Origin of the sequence: Rummeliibacillus sp. NPDC094406, assembly GCF_044763875.1 — a bacterium.
In the GTDB taxonomy this organism is placed as follows: Bacteria; Bacillota; Bacilli; order Bacillales_A; family Planococcaceae; genus Rummeliibacillus.
Genome location: NZ_JBIWGZ010000008.1, coordinates 132,196 through 157,110 on the forward strand (window position 1 = coordinate 132,196; position 24,915 = coordinate 157,110).

Sequence of the window (24,915 nt, forward strand, 5' to 3'; positions counted from 1 at the left end):
CTATTTTCAGGTTATAACCTATAGAAACGTATTGAATAAACCCTCTAACTTAACTTGGCAAACGCTACGGTAGAACCCTTGTCGCACGATTGGAAATCATTCTTTTCATAAAAATGTCTTACATCAGGTGCTTCTTCAGTTAATAGAACTTTTTGACGAACTTTGCTATACTTTTTCAGAATTTGTTGCATTAGTTGAGTAGCAATTCCTTGGTTCTGATAAGCGTTTAATACAAGTATATCTTGAATATAAATAATTGTTAATCCATCACCTACAACACGAATTAGACCAACTAATTCCTCTCCATCCCAAGCAGATATAACGTCTAACGACTGTGATATAGCTTGTTGTAGCACTATTAAATCATTTGTATAAGCATACCATTGTACATCATTATATAATTTTTCCAATTGTTCTATATTTATATTTTTACTATTATTAAAATTTATTTCCATCTTATTTTTCCTCCTCAAAATGTTATTTTGAAGAGTTATTCCATAATTTAACCACTGTCTTATACCTCCTTTCAAACTCTAAAAAAATAGTATATTTTTCTCTATAATAAAAACTATTGATTTGAGTCAATTTTATAAGTGCTTTTTTACTTAAAAATTACGAATATTCTCTAAATAAACAATCCAATAATTCGGATAATATTTCATTTCCAGTATTCACTAAACATACCGCTCCAGATGGCACTTTCCGCGGGCGAGCGGTGAGCCTCCTCGTTCGCTTCGCTACCTGCGGGGTCTCACCTGTCTCGCTTTCCCGCAGGAGTCGCCATCTTCCGCTTATTGGACAAAGTTCTAACAAATATGGCATATAGCAATGGTCCATTTAATGTTCGTGTTTATTATCAAATCTTTGAATTATTAAATTAATTCAATTATCAATAAATTAAGAAAGTTCTATTCCAACAATATCATAAATGACCAATAAACTCCACGTTGAACATTAAAAATCTCTTTTAACATATGAAATAACAAAGTGTGAACATTTATTCTCAGCCAGTTAATTGTTTACCGTTTGATATGCCGATTTAGTTATCAAAATGACAAAAACAAAAAATAAGGGTACGAAATCATATGCGATTTCACACCCTATTTGTATTGCTATTTGTAATGTTGCACCCAAAAAGAGAAACCGTTACAGTTTTGAACTGTGCTTTTTTAGTATGGGTAAATCTAAAGGCTTAATCAACTACTAAGGTAAAGGTTTTAATCGGTTCATACTTTGGTATCTTCTCAAGGTTTGTTTTATATAACACGATTTTATCGGCTAAAAAAGATAAAGGCTTTTCATGAAAAGGATTATACTTTTCTAATAACTCCATATTAAATTCATCATTGCCGTTCCACTTCCGTGCCAATGTTATATGTGGATGATATGGACGGGTTTCCAAGGTAAATCCCGCTTCCTGGCATTTTTCATGGACAATTGTTTGAAGTTGAAATAATGCACTTTCATGATTGACTGCACCCCAAAATATTCGTGGTGATTTCTGATTTCCAAAAATATTGATTCCTTGAATCTGCAGCTTAAAGGCTTTTTCATCTTTCATGGTGTTACTTACTAGATCAATTACAGCATGTTGCCTTTGCTCATCCATCGATCCCAGAAATGCAAGGGTAATATGATAATCGCTCATATGTACCCAACGCTGAAACTGAAAAATTTGTTTGAGATCCTTCATCTCTTCATGAATATTTTGTTTAATACTTGCCGGTAATTGAACTGCCCAAAAGAAATGTGCGTTGTGATCCATGTTAGCCCTCGTTTCATTTTGTGATGAAAGTTACCCACAAAATACTCAGTTTATAAAAACCATAACTATTCTTCTTTTATAAATACTACCTTATCATATCCACAATTATGACAGACCATTAAGTGGGGACAGATCTGATCTTTAGCCGTATTTGGATATCCATCACCCATTTTCACAGTCTCTTCATCCTCATAATGACTATAAGGATCCAAAAAATCAGCTACTTTTCCGTCGTTCTCCAACAGAGTACCACAGTTAGGACAATTTATTTCTAATACTTTTAATGAATTACATACAGGACAAATTGCCATATCTATCACTCCTATTTCTTTCTATTTAGAATACGTAATCTTTACAACACTTCTCAGCTCCGATCTGGCACAATAAATTACTAAAAACTTTTTGCTCCTGTTTAATATTACTTTCCTCATTATTATTAAACTAAACTGTCCATTAGCTACAAAGAGTAGACAATCATGTGGAATACATAAAAAGGACTATAGCATATTCAATCTATGATCCTTATCTTTTTCAAACTTTCTAAGTTATATTCCATACTCTTCTGTTTTCATACTTTTCTAAAGCAATTTTACACTGTAATATCTCATTCCCTTTAAATTGCCTACCATCTCGAAAATACCATTTTCTATCAACTTCCTTAACCGATACTCCAAGAATCCATCTCCCACATATTGTTCTAAATGCCCTAGTACTTCACCAATTAATCTTGCAGATTTCATATAGTCTTTTGTTATTTGCTCATTATGTAACTTTTTTGCTCTCTTTATAATAAAATCATCATAAATTTCTTCAGGAACGCTCTGTATCTTTCCATCCCTCCATATTCTTAATGTCGCATTAGTATCCGAAAGGGTTAACCATTCTTTTTCTAATTCTTTTCTTTTACTATCAGTAATGAGCTTTCCATAATCCTGTTCATATATAATTTGTAGCTTCTCAGGAGGAATTTCACCTGTATGGAGTAGTGTATATTTAACATTTTCCACATGGAAAAGCTCTTCGTATACTTGTGTTGTGTTAATAAGCGTGATATTGATGTTTTTCCCCCTCAAAAGATACATCACATATCGAATTCCAGTCTGTTCCTGAGCGTTATCAGCACACCAAATAAATACATGAACCCCTTCAGGCACTATATTTATTTGATTGAGTGTCATTCCAAACTTATGCTTGTAATCTGTAAATTCATCATATTCGTATCTTATACAATTACTCATCCACTCAAATCTAGTGTTTATACCGTTTTCTTCATGCAACTGCCAGACTGGACCTATTGAAAACATATCCCAAAAAGAAATAACCTTTTGTGTTTTATCAAGTCCCATTTCCCTCAAAGCTACTTGTAAACTCCCTAAAACTGATGCACTAAATACAATATGTATCATATTTAAAATTCCCCCTCCACTGTGACAATAAAATATTTTTCCGTATCTCATATATCTTTTCATTCAATTTTATATTCGTTATATAGTTGGCACTCCGTATAAAAAGTCCCCTTAAATTAGTATCCATTTTAATCTTATCACTAAAAAGTAATAAACATTCCTATCAATCCCTAATGTTTTATATGCATAAGATATAATCAATCTTATAAATTTTGAAAAGTGTCTTCCCATTCCCCTAAAAATGCGAGTTCCAATATTGATTTGGAATTCGTTTTTTTAAAACCGTCTATTAAGTTAAACCTTTTCTTCTTTCAACAAATTTTTCGTTCAAAGAAAATCTCTCGGTAACAAAAAAACCGAAAACAAAAGGATTTTTTGTCTTCGGTCAATCTTATTTAAATGATCATTTTTGTTTATCAACTATATTTAGGCACCAACAGAAATTATCCCAAGAGAATACCAACCGCTGACAAGTTCGGATGAATCATCCCGATTTATCTTTCGGGTCCTCCACATAATAGTAACTGTGAATTGGTTTTCCTCCTCTTTCATAAATAAAATGATAAAGGAAATCCCCCATTTTCTGACTTTCAGTCAATTTAAAATGATATTTCTTTTCCTTACTTGGCTTTAATCTTCCGTTTATAAACGGTGTTTTTGGAATATATATAGCTGTAAAAAGCTTTTCATTTGCCATTTTTATCACCTCTATATCATTTATCAAGTAGACATGAATATGATTCAAGTAACATTGAGTCTAATTTATTTTACAAATATTAAAGGGAAATTCATTATTATGCATTTCACAGCCTCTTCGTTAAACACGCGATTCATTAGTTATACACTTTTCTCTGGTTGCTTTTGCTGCTTAAATGTAGGCTTTATTTCTGCCACAATAACTGCAACTAAGGTTAAAAACGAATCCCGAGTAGAGGATTCGTTCTTTTATTATATACTTTAACGACTTTCTTCTTCATCGCCCCAACAATTAACTTCGCCAATATCTGGTACGTCTTTCTTATAGAAAACTGGGTCTTTACCTTGTTTGCGTTGGGCTAAATAATCGTTAATAATTGGTTTTGCTACTTTCCAAAGCATCAGAATAGCGACTAAGTTAATTATCGCCATAATAGCCATAAATAGATCTGCTAAATCCCATACAACTTGGACTTTTGCTACTGAACCAAACATGACAAAAGCTACTACAAAAATACGGAATACCATTAAGGCAGTTTTTGATTTCTTAATAAAACCAATATTTGTTTCACCATAATAGTAGTTACCAATAACCGTACTAAATGCAAAAAGGAATACTGCTATTGCTAAAAATATTCCGGCCCAATCACCTAGATTTCCAACTAATGAAGCTTGGGTTAAATTTACTGAAGTTGCGTCCGATTGAAGATATTCATCGCTTAATAATACGATTGCTGCAGTTGAAGTACAAACTAGTAATGTATCGATAAATACACCTAATGTTTGAATTAAGCCTTGTTTTACTGGGTGAGTGACCGCTGCTGTTGCTGCTGCATTCGGTGCAGAACCCATACCAGCCTCGTTGGAGAATAAACCACGTTTAATCCCATTCATGATTGCTGCCCCTAAAATTCCAGCAAAAGCTTCTTTCAATCCAAAGGCAGATTGAATAATAAGGATAAACACATTTGGCAGTTCTTTAATATTTAAAATCACAACAAGCAGGGCAATGGCAATATAAGCAATAGCCATAACCGGAACAATAATTTGAGTGACACTTACAATACGTTTTAAACCACCAAAGACAATAATTGCAGTTAAAGCGGATAATATTACACCAACAACAACGCGATTTGTACCAAAGCTTTCCTTAAAAGCAATTGTAATTGTGTTTGCTTGTACAGCATTAAAAACGAAACCATACGTTAATGTAATAACAACTGCAAAAAGAACACCCATCCATCTTTTATTTAAACCCTTTTCCATATAATAAGCAGGGCCACCACGATACATGCCAGTACTTTGATCTTTAACTTTATAAACCTGTGCTAGTGTACTTTCAATTAGTGCGGATGCGCCACCAATTAGCGCAACTAACCACATCCAAAATACAGCACCTGGTCCTCCAATAGCGATTGCTGTTGCAACCCCTGCAATATTACCAGTCCCAATACGAGAAGCAGCAGAGACTGTAAAGGCTTGAAAAGAGGATATCCCTTTTTTTCCTGATTTATCTTTTGGAGCTTTTTCCGTAAGAAGTTTAAACATTTCCGGGAGTAATCGAAATTGAATAAACTTTGTTTTAATGCTAAAAAAAAGACCCGCTCCTATTAACAATATAATTAATACATACGAATATAAAAACGTATTTACTTCGTTTAATATATTATCAAACCAATCCATAGATTCCCCTCCTATATTAATTTTTACTAATCAATAACAACCTAAAGTAAATTTAGAGTTATCTACTCTATTACAAAATTAGGTATAAACAAAATAAAAGCACCCTTCACGACCTTCTATTTTCATCTTGCACAATTATATCATTATAACTAAAGCGTTAAATATTATTAGATAACTCACTTAATACATAAGATTATGAAAGATTTTATTTTTTAAAGTATTTGTACATTTTCCTAAAAAGTAAATTTCTCGAACAACTCTTTAAAATATATTAATATAGCATTAAATAGGTAGGGGAACCATATTTTTCACAAAAGAAAGCGCGGCCCCACTGCGGATAGATACAAACACATGAAATTAGAAAAAGAACGGATCCCATTGAGGAATCCGTTCTTTTTATTTACCGGAATATTCTTCCTATTTTATCCTAAACAACACGATTGACCACAATATAACTAGCTGTGCATTATTTGTCGCTTACTTTTGATGAATTCGAAAAGATTAATACATCTTAGCTTCAATTAATAAATTGCGAACATATTTTAAAGTATGCTTAAGCTTGTTTCCTTTATATCAGTGATTAGCATATGACCTGGTGCATGCGTAATCATAATAGAAGGTTTGCTTTCCATTGCAACTGCTTGAGGTGTTACGCCACAAGCCCAAAATACTGGTATTTCCCCGGGCTTAATGGACACTTTATCACCGAAATCTGGCTTTGAAATGTCCGTAATACCTATTTGTTCTGGACTACCGATATGAATAGGTGCACCATGTACATTGGGAAAGCGTGAGGTAATTTGGATTGCACGAATCGCATCCCCTGGTTTCATAGGACGCATGCTGACAACAGTTGGTCCTTCAAACACGCCTGCCTTTTCGCATGGGATATTCGTCTTATACATTGGTACATTACAGTTTTCTTGAATATGTCTGATTGGAATCCCTGCTTCAAGAAGCGGTGTTTCAAATGTAAAGCTACAACCTATTAAAAACCCTACCATATCCTCTTCCCAATAATCTGTTATATCTAATACTTCTTCTGTAAAAATACCATCACGATATATACGGTATTTCGGAATGTCCTTGCGAATATCTGCATTTTTTGCAATTTTAGACGGTTTAAATGATCCAGGTTCTGTCACGTCTAATAGTGGGCACGGCTTTGGGTTTCGCTGACAAAAAAGTAGAAAATCAAAAGCATGCTCCTTCTTTAAAATCACTAAATTTGCTTGTGTAAAGCCAATTGACATTCCAGAAGTTGGCCCAGATATTTCTTGATTTCGAATAAGTTTACGGACTTCGTTTGGCTTTAGAGTGTTATATATAGTCATAGTCAATTCACTCCTTGTAAACTAACAATCCACGAGAAAGATACTCGTGGATTGTTGCAGATTAACTAAATAATTTTGGAATCTGTTCAATTAGTGTGATAATGCTAAGATATCCCATAAGAACAACTACGATTGCTCCAGTTACAGTTAACCAAAGTGGATGCTTATACTTACCAACAATCTCTTTTTTGTGTGCAGCAACTAATAGAGTACCCAGTGCTACTGGTAAGATCAGTGCATTTAATGCCCCTACCAGAATTAACACATTAACAGGTTGTCCGATGAAGGCAAAAGTCGTTGTTGAAATAATTATAAATGCAATAATTACCCAATTATGGTGTTTCTCAATCCAAGGATGGAATGAACGAATAAAAGAAACGGATGTATAAGCCGCACCAACAACAGAAGTAATCGCTGCTGCCCACATAATCACACCAAACATGCGATAACCAATATTGCCCGCTGCAAGTTGGAAAACAGATGCAGGTGGATTATCCATATTAATTGCTAAACCTTGTGAAACAACACCAAGAACAGCTAAAAATAACGCAACACGCATTATGCCTGTAATTAAAATCCCTGTCACAGAGCTTTTTGTTACTTCTGGTAAAGATTCTTGTCCTTTAATACCCGCATCTAAAAGGCGGTGACCACCAGCAAATGTAATGTATCCTCCAACTGATCCACCAACCAAAGTCACGATTGCAAACCAGCTAATTTTCTCAGGAATAATGCTGTTAACAATCGCTTCTCCTACCGGTGGAGAAGTTTTAAAAGCAACGAATAGCATGAGTAGAATCATGACACCACCAGCAATTTGCGCAACCTTATCCATTGCCTTCCCTGCTTCTTTATAGACAAAAATAAAAATGGCAAACAGTGCACTTAAAATGGCTCCAGTAATTGGATCTAAGCCAAGCATTGCATTTAACCCTAGTCCAGCACCAGCGACGTTTCCAATATTGAACGCTAAACCACCTATAACAATCATAATCGCAAGGATAACACCTAATCCAGGCAATACCTTATTGGCAATCTCTTGCCCCCGTAAGCCAGAAACAGCAATGATTCGCCAAACGTTAACCTGTACGACAACATCCAGAATCAATGAAATTAGAATTACAAACCCGAAACTAGCAGCTAACTGCTGTGTAAATACCGTTGTTTGTGTTAAAAAACCTGGTCCGATTGATGAAGTAGCCATTAAAAAGGCTGCTCCTAGTAACACACTTTTACTTGCTGTTTTCTTAACGAACTTGCTTTTTTTCTTTTGCTCTATTCCTTCTACGCTAACATCGATTTTGTTTGCTCCCATTGGATTACCCCTCCATAATTGCACGTACAGATATTTGATTTTCTGTTAACTTTGCATGAATATATTTTGCAAATTCTACAGCATGTTCTCCATCCCCATGAATACAAACTGTATCTGCCTGTAATAAGACTTCTATTTGCTGCTGCGACAGCACCTTTCCTTCTTTAACCATTTTCACAACCTGATGAATAGCTTGTTCCTTATCCGTAATTAATGCATCCGGTTGTTTGCGAGATGTTAAAGAGCCATCCTGCTGATAGGTGCGATCTGCAAACACTTCATGAACTGTTTGAATACCTACTTTTTCTCCAGCTTTTGTTAATTCACTTCCAGAGAGACCAAATAACACAAGAGAAGGTGAAATATCATAAATGGCTTGTGCGATTGCCTCGGCAATCGCTGGATTTTTAGCAGCCATATTATAAAGTGCTCCATGTGGCTTAACATGTTGCATAGTTTCATTGAAGATCGTTAGAAACCCTTGCAATGCCCCAACTTGATAAATGACCATATCGTAGGCTTCCTGAGGTGTGATGTTCATCTCTCGTCGCCCAAATCCATTTAAATCTGGTAATCCTGGATGTGCCCCAATTTTTACACCATTGGCAATGGCTAGCTTGACTGTTTCTCGCATTACCGTTGGATCTCCACTATGGAAACCACAAGCAATATTAGCAGATGTTACATATTTTAAAATTTCCTCTTGTTCTCCAAGTCGATAACGACCAAAACTTTCCCCTAAATCACAGTTTAAATCAACCCGAAACATCTTCTTCCCCCTTCTTCTTTCCCCTAAAGTAAAAATAAATTCATTCACAAATACTCAAGTACCGATATTCGGAATTAAAGTTTTGAAATTTAAAAATAATTTAAAAATATTTTAGCATAATTTATTATTGCTGGAAAGGTTGAAATTTAATTTTTTAGAAAAAATATATTTTTTATAATTTTCGTATAAATTAAACTTGTTTTTGCATATTGATAAATTATAATGATAATAATCCGTTATTTAAAACTTAAATACCGAATTTTGAAACTTCAGGAGATGGTTTTCATGCTGAATTTAAAAGAGAATGTACAGATAAGACCTTTGGGCGATTCTGCACTTGTCATTCAAGTAGGTGAAGGAATCAATGAGACAATACAAAAAAAAGTGCAAAATATATTGAATTTACTTGAAAGTCATCCATTTCAAGGATTCATAGAGGCAGTACCTGCCTATAATAGTGTGACCGTTTATTACAATCCAATCGATGTATACTTTTCAAATTTAGAAAAAGGAGTCAAAATACCTTACGAAAATGTGAAAACAAAGATTCTTTCTTTAATGAACCAATCTCACATAATTGAAATGTCAAAGGAACGCGTTGTAAAGATTCCTGTAGTATATGGTGGTGAAATGGGACCAGATTTAGAATTTGTAGCATCTTATAATGGTTTAACACCTAGTGAAGTCATTAAAATTCACTCTTCTGCGGAATATCTTGTTTACATGATAGGCTTTGCTCCAGGTTTTCCTTTTATGGGGGGAATGAACAAACAAATTGCAACACCGCGAAAAGAAACTCCACGTTTAGCAATTGCTCCTGGATCTGTTGGAATTGCAGGAAATCAAACAGGGATTTATCCATTAGAAACTCCGGGTGGATGGCAAATTATCGGACGAACACCTTTTCATTTGTTTCTACCTGAACAATCTCCTCCAACCTTATTACAACCGGGCGATCGAATTCAATTTGTACCAATTTCAATGGGACAATATAAGATGGATTGGGAGATGGAATCATGGGAATAAAGGTATTGCAGCCAGGTATGTTGGCAACCATTCAAGACCTAGGAAGATACGGACTACAGAAGTTTGGTGTTATCGTAGGGGGAGCGATGGATTCAATTTCCTTACGAATTGCGAATTTACTTGTTGGAAATTCAGAAGGAGAAGGAGCGCTTGAGGTGACACTTTTTGGAACTACCCTTTTATTTGAAAGTGATGAACTGATTGCGATTACAGGTGGTAATTTACAACCTACAATAGATGGAATCCAAGTACCAATGTGGCGACCGCTTTTGATCCGAAAAGGATCTGTTTTAAAATTTAATGCCGCGATTAGTGGCTGCCGTGCATATGTATCATTTGGTGGCGGAATTCAAGTACCAAAAGTGATGAGCAGTAAAAGTACCTATTTACGTGCTGGAATTGGTGGCTTTCAAGGAAGAAAATTGCAAAAGAGTGATGTCTTTGAATGTGAGAAACGAACAGAATTAGGAGAGGATCTTTTTAATCAATTAAAAAAGGAAACAACCAACCTTTCTTGGTCAGTTTATTATCCATCCTTTGTTACATTTAAGAAAACTCAAACAATCCGTATAATACGAGGTTCTGAATATCAGCATTTTGATGAGGAAAATTTAAAAAAATTCTTTTCAACTCCTTACACCATCTCAACACACTCAGATCGAATGGGCTATCGATTGAATGGAGAGGCGATTCAATTAAAAGAGCCATTTGAATTATTATCTGAAGGGGTTACATTTGGAACGATTCAAATGCCCTCCAATGGACAACCCATTATTTTGATGGCGGATCGACAAACCACTGGTGGATATCCTAAAATAGGACAAGTGATTTCTGCAGATTTACCTACTTTAGCACAAATGCAAGCAAATGATCGTGTATATTTTAAAGAGGTCACTCTTGAAGAAGCTCAATGTGCATTAATTCATCAAGAAAAAAATCTAAATGAGTTGTCATTTGGGCTCCGTTTAAAAAGGTTATAACAATTTGAATAAAAAAAGAGGCACTCTTCTGACAAGAGTCGCCTCTTTTTTAATGCTGTCCATAACCCAATTGTTTAGAAATCTCTACGGTAGCCTTCTTTAGTTTCTCAACAAAGATTTCAACGTTTTCCTCTTGATAATTAGCTTCCAGTCCTGCGATACTCATACCTGCAACGACTTCACCTTTATGATCGAAAATCGGTGCTGCAATAGCAGATGTATAGTTTTCTAATTCTGAATGGCTGATTGTATAGCCAAGTTCTCTTGCTTGCAAAATAGTTTCATAAAGCCTTTCTTTATCAGTAATCGTCCCCGTAGCAAACGATGTAAGTTCTATCGACTCCAGATATTTCTTTATTTCGGTATCCGGTAAAAAGGATAAGATAGCACGAGAACATGCCCCTGCATAAAGAGGACTTTTTCTACCAATTGCTGTATAGAGTCGAACTTTTTGCTTCGTATCCACTTTCTCTATATAAATAGCTTCGTTTCCATCACGAACAATTAAATTAATCGCTTCTTTTATATCATTATGTAACTCATTCATAATTGGATATGCAATTTTCCGCACATCCAGGCGCATTGAAACTAGATGTCCAAATTTAAGGAAGAGAATACCCAACCGATATTTTGCATCAGTTCCCTTTTCTAAAAATTCCATCTCCTCTAAAGATTTTAACATGCGGAAAACAGAGGTTTTAGGAATTCCTGATAACTCAATTATTTCTTGAAATGACAGTTCAGTATAATCGATAAATAGATTTAATATGTCCATTGAACGGACAACCGTTTTATTTTTATTTGTCAATTCAGGTTTGTCTTCCTTTCGTTACAAGCTTTAATCAATCTAATCATAATCTATCTTATCCCAAATATACATTAATTTTATAAAAGAAACTCGAACATTGAAAAATTGAATCCGCAAGTGGATAAATTTCAGCTCACTATGCCTTTGAAAATCCTCTTCAAATGCAAAAGAAGACAACAACCTTGTGGATGTCACCTTCTTAAATAATCATTAGTTATCTTCTTTTAAAATAAGTTGAGAGACACACTCGACATGTGCCGTATGCGGGAACATATCAACAGGCTGAACTTCCAGTGTCTTATACCCACCATCTTCAAGAATCCGTAAATCTCTCGCTAATGTAGCGGGATTACATGATACATAAACAATACGTTTTGGACGTTGTTCTAAAATCGTCTTTAACAACGCTTCGTCGCAGCCTTTTCTCGGTGGGTCTACCATGAGGACGTCTGCGGTTTTGCCTTCTTTGTACCAGCGTGGGATAACCTCTTCGGCTGGGCCTGCTTCGAAGTAGGTGTTGTCTAGGGCGTTTAGTTTGGCGTTGCGCTTCGCATCTTCTATTGCTTGTGGGACAATTTCGACACCCATTACGTATTTCGCTTTTTTCGCCATGAATAGTGAGATGGTACCGATACCGCAATAAGCATCGATCACTGTTTCTTCACCTGTAAGTTGTGCATAGTCTAATGCTTGTTTGTACAAAACTTCAGTTTGAATTGGGTTTACTTGATAGAATGAACGAGCTGAAATTTCAAAACGCACTTCACCAATATGATCTTCAATTGTATCTTGTCCCCATAGGTTAATGGTTTCATTGCCAAAGATCACGTTTGTTGTTTCTGCATTAATGTTTTGCATGATGGATTTTACATTCGGCACAAGCTTGCGGATGAGTGCAATCGCTGCTTCTGCTTGTGGGAATTTACGTTTTTTTGTAACGAGTACGATCATCACTTCATCTGTTGCCCGTGCTTTACGAACGACAACGTGACGTAGCATTCCTTGTTTTGTTTCTTCGTTATATGGTTTAATGCCAAGTTTCCAAAGTTGTGGTTTTAAGCCTTCTAAAATTGCATCTGCTTCTGGTGTTTGAATGAGGCAACGTTCTGTATCGACAATAGCGTGTGATTTTGTTTTATAAAATCCTGCGATTGGCACATCACCGTTTAAACCAAATGGGATTTGAGCCTTATTTCGATAATTCCATGGGTTATCCATCCCTTTTACTGGATGAACCGGTACATCGATTTTGCCGATTCGCTTCATAACATCACGAACCATCTTTTCTTTCCATTTCAATTGTCCTTCATAAGAAAGGTGCTGTAGTTGGCAACCACCACATTGTGAAAATATGGGACATGTTGCTTCTACTCGATCTGGTGAAGGTTCTTCAATATGGATAATTTTCGCAAAGCCATAGTTTTTTAATGATTTTAAAACATGAACTTCTGCTTTTTCATCAGGAAGTCCGCCTTGGATAAAGAGCGGATAGCCATCTACTTTTGCAACGCCCGCTCCGTCATGTGTTAAATCTTCTATATAAACCGATAATCGGTCATTTTTCTTTACTGGTGCTGTCATTCGTGCATCCTCCGTTTCAGTTCTTCTATTGTAACATGACACAAGCAAAGAAAAAATCCAAGAGCATATGATTGCCCTTGGACTCCTTTTTATTTTTCATCCTTGGTAACTGCTCCATCTTTTGAAGCGACGTAAAAGCCAATGACAATTGCGACAATTACTACGATAAATGGTCCATAGAAAATAAGAAAGTGTTCCATTTGGCTTTTCCCCCTTTAAGCATGGTGATCTCCTTTACCTCGTACATAATCCTTATCGAATAAGAACAATTTCAGTACTAAATACAATGATGGAATTAGTAACAAGAGCCCTAGAACAAATACAACTACTAAAGAAATTGCCATCGCCTGATTTGTAAATGAATCGTATAAAGTAAGGAATGGATAAAGCAAATACGGATAATGTGAAATGCCATAGCCAAAGAATGCAAATGCAAATTGCCCAATCAATAGCCATACTGCAAGGCCATAATTGCGTTTTATACTTATACACCCAACAGTAATAACAAACATAACAGCTGAAATGGCAAATAAGTACCAAAAATCAATCATTCTGTTATAGTGTTCTATATTATGCTTTCGTAGTTCTACCATAATGCCAACTACCGAAATAGCTAATGGTACGGCCCAAATAAGTGCATATTTCCGTAATAACTCCGTTGCTTCTCTATCCCCTGCTGCATTTGCATACCAAGTAAGAAATGTAGCGGAGATATAAAGAACGGCTGCTAACGCTAGCACAACAATACTCCATGTTAATGAACTCGTAAATAATGCCCCATAATCGAGTACAGGCTGATTATCGATGATTGTTACAAAACCACCTTCAGAAATTGTCAATACTACAGATAATGATGCCGGTATTAACAGTCCTGCCATGCCATACATGAAGGAATAACCTTTATGCCCCCTTGAACCATACGATTCAAATGCATAGTAGCTTCCTCGAATAGCTAGTAATACAAGTGCAATACTTGCGGGTACCAGTAAAGTTGTGCCATAGTAGTAAGCTGTTTTAGGGAAGAACCCGACAACCCCAACAAAGAAGAATACTAAAAATACATTGGTAATTTCCCATACTGGTGATAAATAACGTTGGATAATATTTGTTAAAATATGTTTTTTACCAATTAGCAAGCTATACGCATTAAAGAATCCTGCACCAAAATCAATCGAACCGATAATCAAATAACCGAATAAGAATAACCACAATACAGAGATACCAAGTACTTCTAAACTCATGAAATACCACCATCCTTTTCAGCATGACGATCTGCAATTTCCCGTTCAATCGGATTCTTTTTGAACATACGCCGTAATACCACAACACTGCCTATACCAAGGATTAGATACACCAGGCAGAATAGCAGTAACATTAAATCGACGTGCTGACTAGAAGTAGCTGCTTCTGCTACTTTCATATATTGCACTAAAATCCAAGGTTGCCGCCCAACTTCTGCTAACCACCAGCCCGCTTCAATCGCAATAACAGATAATGGGCCTCCAATAACCACGATCCATCGGAACCATCTTGAATGGATAAAACGCCATCTTCTTAACTTACCAATCACATATATAGCTGAAACGGCAACCATGAATAAGCCAATTGTAACCATTAAGTCAAATAAGAAATGAATATAAAGTGGTGGTGTTTCATCTTCTGGGAACTCATTTAACCCTGTCACCTCTGCAAATGGGTTGTAATGCGCTAAAAAACTTAAAGCATATGGAATACGGATAGCATATTTTACTTCTTCTCCATCCCGAATACCGAACACCAATAGCGACGCACCTTTTTCTGTTTCAAAATGCCACTCGGCAGCCGCTAATTTTTCTGGTTGATACTCTACTAAATATTTTGCAGAGAAATCCCCAACCACAGCAGTTCCGATTGAGAACACTAAACCGAGTTTCATAAATAAGTACAATGATTTTTTGTGATAAATATGATTAGAGCCTTTTAACATTCTGAATGCAGCAATAGCTGCTAACACAAATGCCGTAGTCATATAAGCTGTTAGTAATACATGCCCCACTTTTGTAGGCATCGCTGGGTTGAACATTGCCACAAGTGGTTGAATGTTTACTAACTGTCCATCGACGATTTCAAATCCTTGTGGCGCATTCATAAAAGCATTGACCATCGTGATAAAGATGGCTGACATGGAAGCACCAACAGCAACGGGAATTAATAATATGAAATGTTTCTTTTGATTTTCGAAGCGATCCCAAGTATATAAGTATATCCCTAAGAATATGGCTTCAAAGAAAAAGGCGAATGTTTCCATAAAAAGTGGTAAAGCAATTACATTACCAGCTAACTGCATAAAATTCGGCCATAAAAGAGATAATTGTAATCCAATCGCTGTACCTGTAACGACACCGACGGCTACAGTAATGACAAAACCTCTTGCAATACGTCTAGCTAGCAAAATATAGTGTTCATCCTTCTTTTTGATACCGATCCACTGAGCAATCATTATCATTAGCGGAACACCGACACCAATTGTGGCGTAAATAATATGAAATGTTAAAGTAAACTCTGTTAAAAGGCGGCTAAAAAAAACCGCATGATCATTAATCATTCTTATGCCTCCTTAATGTCCAAAAATTCTCCCTAAGATCGATATCAGCATAATGCCCGCAACAATAAAACTAGTCCAAATCAACTTTTTCTCGTGTTGTTTATACATGATTCTCTCCTTCACTTCGTAATATACGCACGAAAAAATGCTTTCTTGCCTCTATTCTTGACAAATTAAGGACGGATTCACGATTAAGATATGGGAAAAATATAAAAATCATGAAAACACCTAATTTTTATAGTACAAATCCGCTATAACATGAAGTGGAAACGACTTCGCTTTCCGCGGGCGACCGACGAGCTTCGTCGTAGAGAAAATCTCGCTGTGAGGTCTCTCTGGCTCGCATAACGCTAAATACCTTAGGCACTTCACTTCAAGAATTAATGGAAGCTGTTTATGTAACACTGTGATAAGCTGGTGGTGCAGTTACACATAATACTAATATGTACAATGCACTCAAAGATAATGCAGTTGAAGATTTATATAAGCGTTTAAATTTAAAAAGATCTTGCACAACTTGGCAAAGATGCTGAAGCCTTTTAATTATGCTCACTTTATCAACAGCGCTTTAAAAGAGGGAACTCTATCAGCTAAATTAAAAGAAATTATCGCAGTTGCTACTGCACACGCGGCTATTTGCCCATACTTTGATGTCCATATAAAAAATGAAGCAAAGATACAAATGAAGAATTAACTGAAGCCGTATTAATCGCATCTGATCTGTATTACTTGTAGGCGCCTCCTATACACATTCGGCAATATGATTCTAGCTACAACGAATAAGGGAAATTACGAAAATGCAAAAAGGCTAGAAAGTGTTTCACATACTTCCTAGCCTTTTGTTTCTCACATTTAATCCTCTATTCGATCGATTTCTCGAATTTCATTAATTGGCACAAACAATTCAATATGACGTTTTAGGTTTATAAAATCTGCTGGTGCATCACCACCGTATTCACCATCTAAGTTTAGTTGTATTTTTTCATCCGATGTAATCTTCAGTTCCTTTGCCTTCGCATAAATGATATGAGAATCTTTCATATGTTCTCCTCTACTTGCAAGCGTAACGATTTTCACAAAATCTGCTACATTACATTTTTTCAGGATAAACACAGAAAATAATCCATCATTAAGGCTCGCATCCGGAGCAAGTTTTTCAAATCCACCAACTGAATTCGTTAAAGCGATTAGCACCATCATTGCTTCATCGTCAAAAACTTCTCCGTCATATTCAATACGCATCTTAGTTGCTTTGATGGATGGTAACATTTCAATACCCTTTAAGTAATATGCAAGTTGGCCTAATACCGTTTTTAGTTTACTTGGCACTTCGTAAGTTAGTTCGGTAATGCGACCCCCACCAGCAATATTGATAAAATAGCGATCATTTACACGACCAACATCTACAGGAATGCTATCGCCCGCAATAATAATATCAACCGCTTTGTCAATGTCGCGTGGAATACGTACTGCACGGGCAAAATCATTTGTAGTTCCCATCGGAATTAATCCGATTTTTGGCCTATCTTCAAATTCACTAACACCTGCGACGACTTCGTTTAAAGTACCGTCACCACCTACAGCGATGATGATATCAAATTCTCTTTCGACTGCATCTTTAGCAGCAGTAGTTGCATCGCCTTCACATGTTGTCGCATGACAAGATGTTTCGTAGCCTGCAACTTCTAATTTTGCTAATACTTCAGGTAAGTGTTTTTTGAAAACTTCGCGACCTGAAGTTGGATTATAAATGATACGTGCTCGCTTCATAGTTATACCTTCCTACTCTCGATATTTCTAATATATATGTTAACGAACTCTTTAAGAAATTGTTCCCTTGCTCTAAAAGGCAGAAAACAGGCTGTCTCGTTTAGTATAATTTTAGAGGCAGCCGTTCTGTGGAATTCGTTCTAATTATGGACCTTCATATATTTTATACCGAAGTAGACATGTACTGCAAATCTCCTTGTTACGAAAGCGCTAAAATAAGTGCTCTACTAATATCTTCATAAACCCATCCCCAGAACTGTTCATTTGTTGCATTTTCTTCTGTAATACCTGCAAATAATGCCTTTTGCTTATCTGCAAATGTTGGATCATCCTGTGCTGGCAATTCGCTTTTCTTTTTTAATACATATTCTTGTAACTGCGGTGCACGAGGACCCCATTTACCAATAACATTTCCTTCATCATTTAAAAAGAGGTAGACTGGAATAGAACGGCCACCATTCGTTAAATATTGATCAATCAGTTCTAAATTTTGATCGCGAAATACTGCCCTCACTTCCAAATCTGCCTCTTCAGCAATACGACGAATTATTGGGTTGTTCATCATCGCATCTCCACACCAATCTTCTGTAATGGCTAATATATTTGGCTTCTTTTCGTTCAATAAAGATAGAAAATGTTCATCCTGTGGCAATTGGAAATTACTATAAACATTAAAGCTTTCTTCTTTTAATGCTGTCATTTGTTCCATATAATCTTCGATGGGAAGACCTTCTTTAAAATATTGCTGCTCTGTTTTCATATTAAATCCCTCCTTCTATCAGTGTAATAGGTTCTCATTTTTTTCGCAAAGCTACAAGCTTAAGAGTTTGAAAATTCCATCATTTGTTTGTGAACAAATATTTCTGTAGTATTATTCAAAGATATAAAGAAAGGAATGAAATCCGTTGAATGTTCAAAGTCTTTTAAAAGGACATAACTTTTTGTTTTTTGGTTTATTAGCTCTTTTCATTCCATTCTTACCTGTATTCTTAAAAGGACAAGGATTGACTACAAGTGAAGCTGGTCTGATTATTGGAGCAGGTGGTTTTGTCACAATTATTGCGCAACCTTTATGGGGAATGATTAGTGATAAAACGAAAACATTGCGAAAGGTTATGCTCTCTTTAATCTTCATGACTGCTGTTTGTGGTTTTCTATTATTTAATATGAGTAGCTTTTGGGGCCTAGTCGTTGCTACTATGCTCGTTTATTTTTTCTTAATGCCATTAGATCCTTTAACAGAAAGCTTAAACTATACAATGACCGAAGCTGCAGGTACTAGTTATGGATCTGTACGTACATATGGTGCACTTGGCTATGCTGTTTTATCATTAATCGTTGGCTATGTTATGAAATGGTTTGGTATGAGCAGTATCTCCATTCTTTTTGTTTTGCTAGGTCTCATTTGCCTCGTCATCATGTGGAAGCTTCCTGATGCCCCTACTTCTTCAAAACCTGTTACAATCGATGGTTTAAAAAAAGTTTTAACGAATAAAGAAATGGTATTGTTTTTAATTTTAATTTTCATAAGTTCCATCCCTGCACGAATGAATGATACCTTTTTAGGAATTCATATCAATACTTTAGGTGGCGATTCGTCACTTGTAGGAATTGCTTTTTTCATCTCAGCTGCTACTGAAATTATCGTGTTCGCACTTAGCATTTGGTGGTTACGTAAAGGTAAAGAATTACTGATCATTACATTTGCGATTTTCTGCTACGCTCTTCGCTTTTTCTTATCAGGATTAGTAGAAAGTCCAATTTCACTTACACTGATTCAATTACTCCAAATGTTAACATTTCCTATCTATTACACTGCGGCCATTCAGTATTTGTATCAAATTGTGCCGCGTGAATGGCGTGCAACAGGACAAACAGTGCTAGCATTATTGTTCTTTGGTATTTCAGGGATTATCTCTGCTTCAGTGGGGGGATTTATTTATAATGCGTATGGCGGACATATTTTCTACTACACCATTGCAACAGTTTCGCTTATAGCAGGGGTCTTTGGAGTAGTATTATTACTTCGAAATAAGAAAAGTATTTCTGAATAGCTAGGTATACTAAATTTGATTGTTTGAAGTTATAGTTTCATCATGCCTTTCACAAAGCTTAGCCCTTTAGAAAACTTTATTTCGCAAAACAAGCTTAATGTCAGAAAGACCAATTTAAGATAAATCCTCGAGTATTTTGGATAAAAAACGAAACTTACTTATCAAAGTAAGCAAAAAATAAGGGTCTGTTTGAAAAATCGGTAAATGATTTTTCAAAACAGGCCCGCTTTTTTATATTTGATAAGAAGACATAAATAGCATTATTCGCGAATACAATTCCCGAATCCGCGAGTATTCTTCCACAGAACGCGAGTAAAAAAGTTAAAAAATAGAGCCAACAAAAAATTTTTGTTGGCTCTAAATCTAAATAACTGTTAATTAGCGTTTTTGGATTTCTTCTAATAAAAGTTTGTTAATCATTTGTGGGTTAGCTTGTCCACGAGAAGCCTTCATAATTTGACCTACTAAGAAGCCAATTGCACGGTCTTTACCGTTTTTGAAGTCTTCGATTGATTGAGCGTTGTTATCAAGAACTTCTGTAACCATTTTAAGAAGTGCGCCTTCATCAGAGATTTGAACAAGGCCTTTTTCTTTAACGATATTTTCAGCATCGCCGCCATTTGTAACAAGTTCTTTGAATACTTTTTTAGCGATTTTAGAAGAGATTGTGCCAGCAGTGATTAATTTCACCATGCCAGCAAGCCCTTCTGGAGTAAGTGCTGTTTCTGAAAGTTCTTTTTGCTCAGCATTTAAGTAAGCCGAAACTTCACCCATTAACCAGTTAGATGAAAGTTTTGCATCCGCACCTGTAGCTACAGTTGCTTCAAAGAAATCAGCTGTTTCTTTAGAAAGTGTTAATACATGTGCATCGTAAGCTGGTAGGCCAAATTCAGATACATAACGTTCTTTACGAGCATCTGGAAGTTCTGGAATCATCGCTTTTTCACGTTCTAACCATGCATCGTCGATTACGATATCAACTAAATCTGGTTCTGGGAAGTAACGGTAATCGTCTGTTCCTTCTTTAACACGCATTAAGATTGTTTTACCTGTTTTTTCATCAAAACGACGAGTTTCTTGTTTGATTTCACCGCCAGCATTTAATACTGCAGCTTGACGTTGTTCTTCATATTCAAGACCTTTACGTACAAAGCTGAATGAGTTTAAGTTTTTCAATTCAGCTTTTGTACCAAATTCATCTTGACCATAAGGACGAATTGAGATGTTGGCATCACAACGTAGTGAGCCTTCTTCCATACGTACGTCTGAAACACCTGTGTATTGGATAATAGCTTTTAGTTTTTCAAGGTAAGCATAAGCTTCTTCAGGAGTACGCATATCTGGTTCAGATACGATCTCAACTAAAGGAGTACCTTGACGGTTGTAATCGACTAATGAAGAGTTTTTGCCGTGAGTTAATTTACCAGCATCTTCTTCCATGTGGATACGCGTGATACCGATACGTTTTTTCTCGCCACCTACTTCGATTTCAATCCAACCATTTTCACCGATTGGTTTATCAAATTGTGAAATTTGGTAAGCTTTCGGATTATCAGGATAGAAGTAGTTTTTACGGTCAAATTTTGTGTGTTGGTTAATATCCATGTTTAGCGCAAGAGCTGCACGCATCGCAAAGTTGACAACTTCTTTGTTTAAGACAGGTAGTACACCTGGGTAACCAAGGTCGATTACAGAAGTATTTGAGTTTGGTTCTGAACCGAATTTATTTGGTGATGGTGAGAAGATTTTAGATTGAGTTTTTAACTCAACGTGTACTTCTAAGCCAATGACTGTTTCGTAGTTCATATTATTTTACCTCCCAAGTTTGAGGCGTTTTTTCGTGGAAGTCTGTAGCACGTTCGAATGCATCTGCCACGCGGTAAACTGTGCCTTCTTCGAAGTATTTACCAATAATTTGTAAACCTAATGGAAGACCATTGTCAAAACCACAAGGGATTGAGATAGCAGGTACACCAGCAAGGTTAATAGGAACAGTTAAAATATCGTTAGCGTACACTGTCATCGGATCATCGAGGTTTTCACCAAGTTTGAATGCAGGTGTTGGAGATGTTGGTCCAACGATTACATCATACTCTGCGAATACTTTATCGAAGTCTTGTTTTATTAATGTACGAACTTGTTGTGCTTTTTTGTAGTAAGCATCATAAGTACCAGCTGATAATGAGTAAGTACCAAGCATGATACGACGTTTTACTTCATCACCGAAGCCTTCAGCACGAGTTTTCGTGTAAAGTTCATCTAAGTTATCTGCTTCAGCACGATAACCATAACGGATACCATCGAATCGAGAAAGGTTAGAAGATGCTTCAGAAGAAGATAGGATATAGTAAGCAGCTAGTGCATATTTTGAGTGAGGAAGTGATACTTCATCAACTGTAGCGCCTAGTTCTTTTAATTTTTCGATTGCATTTAATACTGATTGGCGTGAAGCATCGCTAACACCTTCAGCTAAGTATTCTTTTGGTACAGCAATTTTAAGCCCTTTAATGTCACCAGTTAATTGGTCAACATAGTGAGGTACTTCTACATTTGCTGAAGTTGAATCATGTTCGTCAACGCCTGCAATTGCTTCTAGTAATAAAGCATTGTCACGTACATTACGAGTAATTGGTCCAATTTGGTCTAAAGAAGATGCGAATGCAACTAATCCAAAACGAGATACGCGGCCATATGTTGGCTTCATACCTACAACACCACAGTAAGCTGCTGGTTGACGAATTGAACCACCTGTATCAGAACCAAGTGAGAATGGTACTTCTCCTGCTGCTACAGCTGCTGCTGAACCACCTGAAGAACCACCTGGTACATGAGCAAAGTTCCAAGGGTTGTGAACTGGTTTGATCGCAGAGTTTTCATTTGCAGAACCCATTGCAAATTCATCCATGTTCAATTTACCGATTGTTACCATACCAGCTTCTTTTAATTTGTTCACAACTGTTGCATTGTAAATTGGATTGAAGCCTTCTAGGATTTTAGAAGCACAAGTTGTTTCTAATCCTTCTGTAACGATATTATCTTTTACCCCAATTGGTAAACCGTAAAGTGGTCCACGGTTTTCAAATGGCACTTCATCCATTTCTTTTGCTTGTGTTAATGCGTTTTCTTTATCTAGTGCTAAAAATGCACCTACTTCGCTATCAACTGCATCGATGCGGTTGTATGCTTCTTGTGCTAAGTCAGCGATTGTGATTTCTTTGCTATGTAATAGCTCTTGTAATTCTGCCGCTGATTTTTTGAATAGTGACATTCTTGTCCCTCCTAACGTTAGTCTTATTCTGTAATGATTGGTGGTACTTTGACTAAGCCATCTTGTTGTTCTTTGACGTTTTTCATCATAACTTCGCGATCTAAGCCTTTAGCTGCTACGTCTTCTCGTAATACATTGACTAAAGGTAATACGTGAGTTGTAGGTTCTACATTTGTTGTATCTAATTCATTTAATTGCTCAGCAAAGTCAGTAATTGCACCAAGTTGAGCTGCAAATTTTTCTGCTTCTTCTTCTGTAATTGCTAGACGAGCAAGATTTGCTACGTGCTTAACCTCTTCTTTTGAAAGTTTTGCCATTTTTCACACCTCCGAAATCGATAACCATACCGATAATAATATCATTATTCTAAAGAAATGCGCAAGACACTTCCTTCAACTAAAGTGCGTTTGAATGCTTGAAAATAAAGGGTTTGATTCCCTTAGCGGTCATGTGCGTTGTTCAAATTTCATTATTTCCATATTTATTTGAAAAATTGACCCATTTAAAATTATACATTTAATTGGCACAAAGAAAAGTTAGTTCTATATCAAGTGTTAAATACAGGAGTGTCGGAGCAGTCATCTCAACTTTTCTACTGCTTCTCGCTAAATTATGTGAACGCCTCAAAAAATTACCGTTTATTAACACTTATTCATTCTAAAAAAAGAGGTTGTTCCCTACAAGTATTACTTTAGGGTCAACCTCTCTTTATTATTTAATCATTGTAAATATGGATATATGGCTCGTCTGCATTTGCTTCTTTGACCACTAATGCTTCTGGTCCATTAATAGATGTAACATTCACTTCTACTTGTAACCCTTTAGGGAATTGATCCATTACTTCCCCAGACATATATTGTGTGAAACCAATAATTTCTGATGATCCATAGAATTTTATAGGAATTTGGATTTCTAGCTTTTGAATCTTATTATTTTGATAGAATCCAGTACCAACGATATTGGTATAGTTAGAGAAATACTTATCAATATCTTGTTTGAAATAGTTAAAGTTTTCGTTAATATCTCGGTATTTATTGTTTGCATCACTTGTTGGGAAGAGAACATATTGCTCATTGATCTTTTTCCAATCTTTAATTTGAGCGCTTCCTTGATCAACATTTGTGTAAGCAAAGTATGTTCCTGGTACGATTGCAGACCGGCTTTGTTGTTTAAATAGACCGACAGTAATCGGAACTTCTGATAGTCCATCTATTTGACGTAAACGTTTTACTACTTGAGCGGCAATTTTCTTACCTTGTGCATCTAGAACAGCTTGTGGTATGGGTTCCTCATAGGTTGCACCATATTGTTCTTTTTGGTAGTAGTAAACTGAATTCAATGCAAGTCCAATCGAAACGCCTGCTAGTTTTACTTTGTTCTTACCTGTTTTTTGTAAGTAGTTTTGTTCTACAATATGTGCCAAGTAAATTGGTGCAGTTTTTGCACGTTCTGTTGGAGACATATTTTTTGTCGTCTTTGGATTTAAACCAGCGGGATCTTGAGAACTACGCGCAAGCCATGAATTCACAGTATTCTTATCTAAATATTGTCCTTCTTGGAAGAAATATTTATCTGGATCAAATGCTTGCTGAGATAAGCGTAATAGACCACTTTCTGCCTCTTTTATATCATATTTTGTATTAATATTTGAAACAATCAAACCTCTACTTGCGCTTTCTTTATATGGTAAAAGTGTACGATAGTATTGGTTATCAATTTGCATACTAGGAATGATTGTTGTTTCTTCTTTATCTTTTGTATTGGTTGATTGCACAACGGTTGACTCTTTTGTTAAAGAAGGTAAACTACAGCCTGCTAGCATAGCTGTTACAACCATAGCTGGTATCCAGCGAAGTCGGTTCATTGTCTTGAAAGC

At 36.0% G+C, this 24,915-nt stretch carries 24 protein-coding genes; 4 read left to right on the top strand and 20 right to left on the bottom strand.

All coding sequences use genetic code 11. The annotated features are described in order from the left end of the window. Positions 1–44: 44 nt before the first annotated feature. The 9 genes from ACIQ4I_RS18260 to pxpA form a co-directional block, all read right to left on the bottom strand. The gene (locus ACIQ4I_RS18260) at positions 45–455 is read right to left on the bottom strand and encodes a GNAT family N-acetyltransferase (RefSeq protein WP_403098599.1); all 411 of its coding nucleotides are present in this window, start codon (positions 453–455) and stop codon (positions 45–47) included. Between the two features lie 737 nt (positions 456–1,192). Continuing rightward, positions 1,193–1,765 carry an RNA 2',3'-cyclic phosphodiesterase gene (gene thpR / locus ACIQ4I_RS18265; RefSeq protein WP_403098601.1) on the bottom strand — a complete coding sequence of 191 codons (573 nt, stop codon included), beginning with the start codon at positions 1,763–1,765 and terminating at the stop codon, positions 1,193–1,195. A 65-nt stretch (positions 1,766–1,830) separates the two neighbouring features. Then, positions 1,831–2,076: a hypothetical protein gene (locus ACIQ4I_RS18270; RefSeq protein WP_403098603.1), complete on the bottom strand. Its 246-nt coding sequence runs from the start codon at positions 2,074–2,076 to the stop codon at positions 1,831–1,833. 267 nt (positions 2,077–2,343) lie between these two features. Further along, positions 2,344–3,171 carry a DUF1835 domain-containing protein gene (locus tag ACIQ4I_RS18275; protein ID WP_403098605.1) on the bottom strand — a complete coding sequence of 276 codons (828 nt, stop codon included), beginning with the start codon at positions 3,169–3,171 and terminating at the stop codon, positions 2,344–2,346. Positions 3,172–3,655: 484 nt separating this feature from the next. Continuing rightward, complete coding sequence (locus ACIQ4I_RS18280) at positions 3,656–3,868, bottom strand: hypothetical protein (RefSeq protein ID WP_403098607.1); 213 nt, start codon at positions 3,866–3,868, stop codon at positions 3,656–3,658. A 260-nt stretch (positions 3,869–4,128) separates the two neighbouring features. After that, on the bottom strand, positions 4,129–5,550 hold the full coding sequence (locus ACIQ4I_RS18285) for an alanine/glycine:cation symporter family protein (RefSeq protein ID WP_403098610.1): 1,422 nt from the start codon (positions 5,548–5,550) through the stop codon (positions 4,129–4,131). Positions 5,551–6,092: 542 nt separating this feature from the next. Next, positions 6,093–6,884: a putative hydro-lyase gene (locus tag ACIQ4I_RS18290; RefSeq protein WP_403098613.1), complete on the bottom strand. Its 792-nt coding sequence runs from the start codon at positions 6,882–6,884 to the stop codon at positions 6,093–6,095. 61 nt (positions 6,885–6,945) lie between these two features. Continuing rightward, positions 6,946–8,199, bottom strand: a complete 1,254-nt coding sequence (locus tag ACIQ4I_RS18295; RefSeq protein ID WP_403098615.1) for an NRAMP family divalent metal transporter — start codon at positions 8,197–8,199, stop codon at positions 6,946–6,948. 4 nt (positions 8,200–8,203) lie between these two features. Then, positions 8,204–8,968 carry a 5-oxoprolinase subunit PxpA gene (gene pxpA, locus ACIQ4I_RS18300; protein ID WP_403098617.1) on the bottom strand — a complete coding sequence of 255 codons (765 nt, stop codon included), beginning with the start codon at positions 8,966–8,968 and terminating at the stop codon, positions 8,204–8,206. A gap of 285 nt (positions 8,969–9,253) precedes the next feature. On the opposite strand from pxpA, the gene pxpB reads away from it, so the two are divergent. Then, a complete protein-coding gene (pxpB, locus tag ACIQ4I_RS18305) occupies positions 9,254–9,994 on the top strand; it encodes a 5-oxoprolinase subunit PxpB (RefSeq protein WP_403098620.1) in 741 nt (246 codons plus the stop codon). Continuing rightward, positions 9,985–10,974: a 5-oxoprolinase subunit C family protein gene (locus ACIQ4I_RS18310; protein WP_403098623.1), complete on the top strand. Its 990-nt coding sequence runs from the start codon at positions 9,985–9,987 to the stop codon at positions 10,972–10,974. Before pxpB ends, ACIQ4I_RS18310 begins: the two co-directional genes overlap by 10 nt. 49 nt (positions 10,975–11,023) lie before the next feature. On the opposite strand, the gene ACIQ4I_RS18315 is transcribed toward ACIQ4I_RS18310, so the two are convergent. From ACIQ4I_RS18315 to ACIQ4I_RS18335, 5 genes are all read right to left on the bottom strand, one after another. Then, positions 11,024–11,782: an IclR family transcriptional regulator gene (locus ACIQ4I_RS18315; protein ID WP_403098625.1), complete on the bottom strand. Its 759-nt coding sequence runs from the start codon at positions 11,780–11,782 to the stop codon at positions 11,024–11,026. Positions 11,783–11,992: 210 nt separating this feature from the next. Next, a complete protein-coding gene (gene rlmD / locus ACIQ4I_RS18320) occupies positions 11,993–13,363 on the bottom strand; it encodes a 23S rRNA (uracil(1939)-C(5))-methyltransferase RlmD (RefSeq protein WP_403098628.1) in 1,371 nt (456 codons plus the stop codon). 89 nt (positions 13,364–13,452) lie between these two features. Continuing rightward, positions 13,453–13,563 carry a cytochrome bd oxidase small subunit CydS family protein gene (gene cydS / locus ACIQ4I_RS18325; protein ID WP_397540115.1) on the bottom strand — a complete coding sequence of 37 codons (111 nt, stop codon included), beginning with the start codon at positions 13,561–13,563 and terminating at the stop codon, positions 13,453–13,455. 15 nt (positions 13,564–13,578) lie between these two features. Then, positions 13,579–14,604: a cytochrome d ubiquinol oxidase subunit II gene (locus ACIQ4I_RS18330; protein WP_403098630.1), complete on the bottom strand. Its 1,026-nt coding sequence runs from the start codon at positions 14,602–14,604 to the stop codon at positions 13,579–13,581. After that, the gene (locus ACIQ4I_RS18335; protein ID WP_403098631.1) at positions 14,601–15,947 is read right to left on the bottom strand and encodes a cytochrome ubiquinol oxidase subunit I; all 1,347 of its coding nucleotides are present in this window, start codon (positions 15,945–15,947) and stop codon (positions 14,601–14,603) included. The genes ACIQ4I_RS18330 and ACIQ4I_RS18335 overlap by 4 nt, the downstream gene beginning before the upstream one ends. Positions 15,948–16,473: 526 nt before the next feature. On the opposite strand from ACIQ4I_RS18335, the gene ACIQ4I_RS18340 reads away from it, so the two are divergent. Beyond that, positions 16,474–16,641 (top strand): carboxymuconolactone decarboxylase family protein, encoded by a 168-nt coding sequence (locus ACIQ4I_RS18340; protein WP_403098708.1) that lies wholly within the window; start codon positions 16,474–16,476, stop codon positions 16,639–16,641. Between the two features lie 158 nt (positions 16,642–16,799). Here ACIQ4I_RS18340 and ACIQ4I_RS18345 read toward each other — a convergent pair whose 3' ends face one another. Further along, positions 16,800–17,717 (bottom strand): diacylglycerol kinase, encoded by a 918-nt coding sequence (locus ACIQ4I_RS18345; RefSeq protein ID WP_403098633.1) that lies wholly within the window; start codon positions 17,715–17,717, stop codon positions 16,800–16,802. 199 nt (positions 17,718–17,916) lie between these two features. Continuing rightward, positions 17,917–18,477, bottom strand: coding sequence for a thioredoxin family protein (locus ACIQ4I_RS18350; RefSeq protein WP_403098635.1), 561 nt, complete (start codon positions 18,475–18,477; stop codon positions 17,917–17,919). A gap of 145 nt (positions 18,478–18,622) precedes the next feature. Between ACIQ4I_RS18350 and ACIQ4I_RS18355 the strand changes: the two genes are divergently transcribed. Continuing rightward, positions 18,623–19,771 carry an MFS transporter gene (locus tag ACIQ4I_RS18355; protein WP_403098636.1) on the top strand — a complete coding sequence of 383 codons (1,149 nt, stop codon included), beginning with the start codon at positions 18,623–18,625 and terminating at the stop codon, positions 19,769–19,771. A 378-nt stretch (positions 19,772–20,149) separates the two neighbouring features. Here ACIQ4I_RS18355 and gatB read toward each other — a convergent pair whose 3' ends face one another. The 4 genes from gatB to ACIQ4I_RS18375 all read right to left on the bottom strand — a co-directional run bounded on the left by gatB (position 20,150) and on the right by ACIQ4I_RS18375 (position 24,903). Further along, on the bottom strand, positions 20,150–21,577 hold the full coding sequence (gene gatB, locus ACIQ4I_RS18360; protein ID WP_403098637.1) for an Asp-tRNA(Asn)/Glu-tRNA(Gln) amidotransferase subunit GatB: 1,428 nt from the start codon (positions 21,575–21,577) through the stop codon (positions 20,150–20,152). Position 21,578: 1 nt separating this feature from the next. Beyond that, entirely contained in the window at positions 21,579–23,039 is a 1,461-nt protein-coding gene (gene gatA, locus ACIQ4I_RS18365) for an Asp-tRNA(Asn)/Glu-tRNA(Gln) amidotransferase subunit GatA (protein ID WP_403098640.1), read from the bottom strand. Between the two features lie 23 nt (positions 23,040–23,062). After that, positions 23,063–23,356, bottom strand: coding sequence for an Asp-tRNA(Asn)/Glu-tRNA(Gln) amidotransferase subunit GatC (gene gatC / locus ACIQ4I_RS18370; protein WP_397540123.1), 294 nt, complete (start codon positions 23,354–23,356; stop codon positions 23,063–23,065). A gap of 398 nt (positions 23,357–23,754) precedes the next feature. Then, on the bottom strand, positions 23,755–24,903 hold the full coding sequence (locus ACIQ4I_RS18375) for a CamS family sex pheromone protein (protein WP_403098642.1): 1,149 nt from the start codon (positions 24,901–24,903) through the stop codon (positions 23,755–23,757). Positions 24,904–24,915: the final 12 nt, after the last annotated feature.

What these genes read in the sequence shown, in the direction of transcription:
- pxpB (WP_403098620.1), top strand. Translation starts at nt 9,254, where the DNA reads ATGCTGAATTTAAAAGAGAATGTACAGATAAGACCTTTGGGCGATTCT.
- ACIQ4I_RS18350 (WP_403098635.1), bottom strand. Translation starts at nt 18,477, where the DNA reads ATGAAAACAGAGCAGCAATATTTTAAAGAAGGTCTTCCCATCGAAGAT.
- ACIQ4I_RS18310 (WP_403098623.1), top strand. Translation starts at nt 9,985, where the DNA reads ATGGGAATAAAGGTATTGCAGCCAGGTATGTTGGCAACCATTCAAGAC.
- ACIQ4I_RS18295 (WP_403098615.1), bottom strand. Translation starts at nt 8,199, where the DNA reads ATGGGAGCAAACAAAATCGATGTTAGCGTAGAAGGAATAGAGCAAAAG.
- thpR (WP_403098601.1), bottom strand. Translation starts at nt 1,765, where the DNA reads ATGGATCACAACGCACATTTCTTTTGGGCAGTTCAATTACCGGCAAGT.
- ACIQ4I_RS18290 (WP_403098613.1), bottom strand. Translation starts at nt 6,884, where the DNA reads ATGACTATATATAACACTCTAAAGCCAAACGAAGTCCGTAAACTTATT.
- ACIQ4I_RS18260 (WP_403098599.1), bottom strand. Translation starts at nt 455, where the DNA reads ATGGAAATAAATTTTAATAATAGTAAAAATATAAATATAGAACAATTG.
- gatC (WP_397540123.1), bottom strand. Translation starts at nt 23,356, where the DNA reads ATGGCAAAACTTTCAAAAGAAGAGGTTAAGCACGTAGCAAATCTTGCT.
- pxpA (WP_403098617.1), bottom strand. Translation starts at nt 8,968, where the DNA reads ATGTTTCGGGTTGATTTAAACTGTGATTTAGGGGAAAGTTTTGGTCGT.
- ACIQ4I_RS18280 (WP_403098607.1), bottom strand. Translation starts at nt 3,868, where the DNA reads ATGGCAAATGAAAAGCTTTTTACAGCTATATATATTCCAAAAACACCG.
- ACIQ4I_RS18330 (WP_403098630.1), bottom strand. Translation starts at nt 14,604, where the DNA reads ATGAGTTTAGAAGTACTTGGTATCTCTGTATTGTGGTTATTCTTATTC.
- ACIQ4I_RS18345 (WP_403098633.1), bottom strand. Translation starts at nt 17,717, where the DNA reads ATGAAGCGAGCACGTATCATTTATAATCCAACTTCAGGTCGCGAAGTT.
- rlmD (WP_403098628.1), bottom strand. Translation starts at nt 13,363, where the DNA reads ATGACAGCACCAGTAAAGAAAAATGACCGATTATCGGTTTATATAGAA.
- ACIQ4I_RS18340 (WP_403098708.1), top strand. Translation starts at nt 16,474, where the DNA reads ATGCTGAAGCCTTTTAATTATGCTCACTTTATCAACAGCGCTTTAAAA.
- cydS (WP_397540115.1), bottom strand. Translation starts at nt 13,563, where the DNA reads ATGGAACACTTTCTTATTTTCTATGGACCATTTATCGTAGTAATTGTC.
- ACIQ4I_RS18375 (WP_403098642.1), bottom strand. Translation starts at nt 24,903, where the DNA reads ATGAACCGACTTCGCTGGATACCAGCTATGGTTGTAACAGCTATGCTA.
- gatB (WP_403098637.1), bottom strand. Translation starts at nt 21,577, where the DNA reads ATGAACTACGAAACAGTCATTGGCTTAGAAGTACACGTTGAGTTAAAA.
- ACIQ4I_RS18270 (WP_403098603.1), bottom strand. Translation starts at nt 2,076, where the DNA reads ATGGCAATTTGTCCTGTATGTAATTCATTAAAAGTATTAGAAATAAAT.
- ACIQ4I_RS18285 (WP_403098610.1), bottom strand. Translation starts at nt 5,550, where the DNA reads ATGGATTGGTTTGATAATATATTAAACGAAGTAAATACGTTTTTATAT.
- gatA (WP_403098640.1), bottom strand. Translation starts at nt 23,039, where the DNA reads ATGTCACTATTCAAAAAATCAGCGGCAGAATTACAAGAGCTATTACAT.
- ACIQ4I_RS18335 (WP_403098631.1), bottom strand. Translation starts at nt 15,947, where the DNA reads ATGATTAATGATCATGCGGTTTTTTTTAGCCGCCTTTTAACAGAGTTT.
- ACIQ4I_RS18275 (WP_403098605.1), bottom strand. Translation starts at nt 3,171, where the DNA reads ATGATACATATTGTATTTAGTGCATCAGTTTTAGGGAGTTTACAAGTA.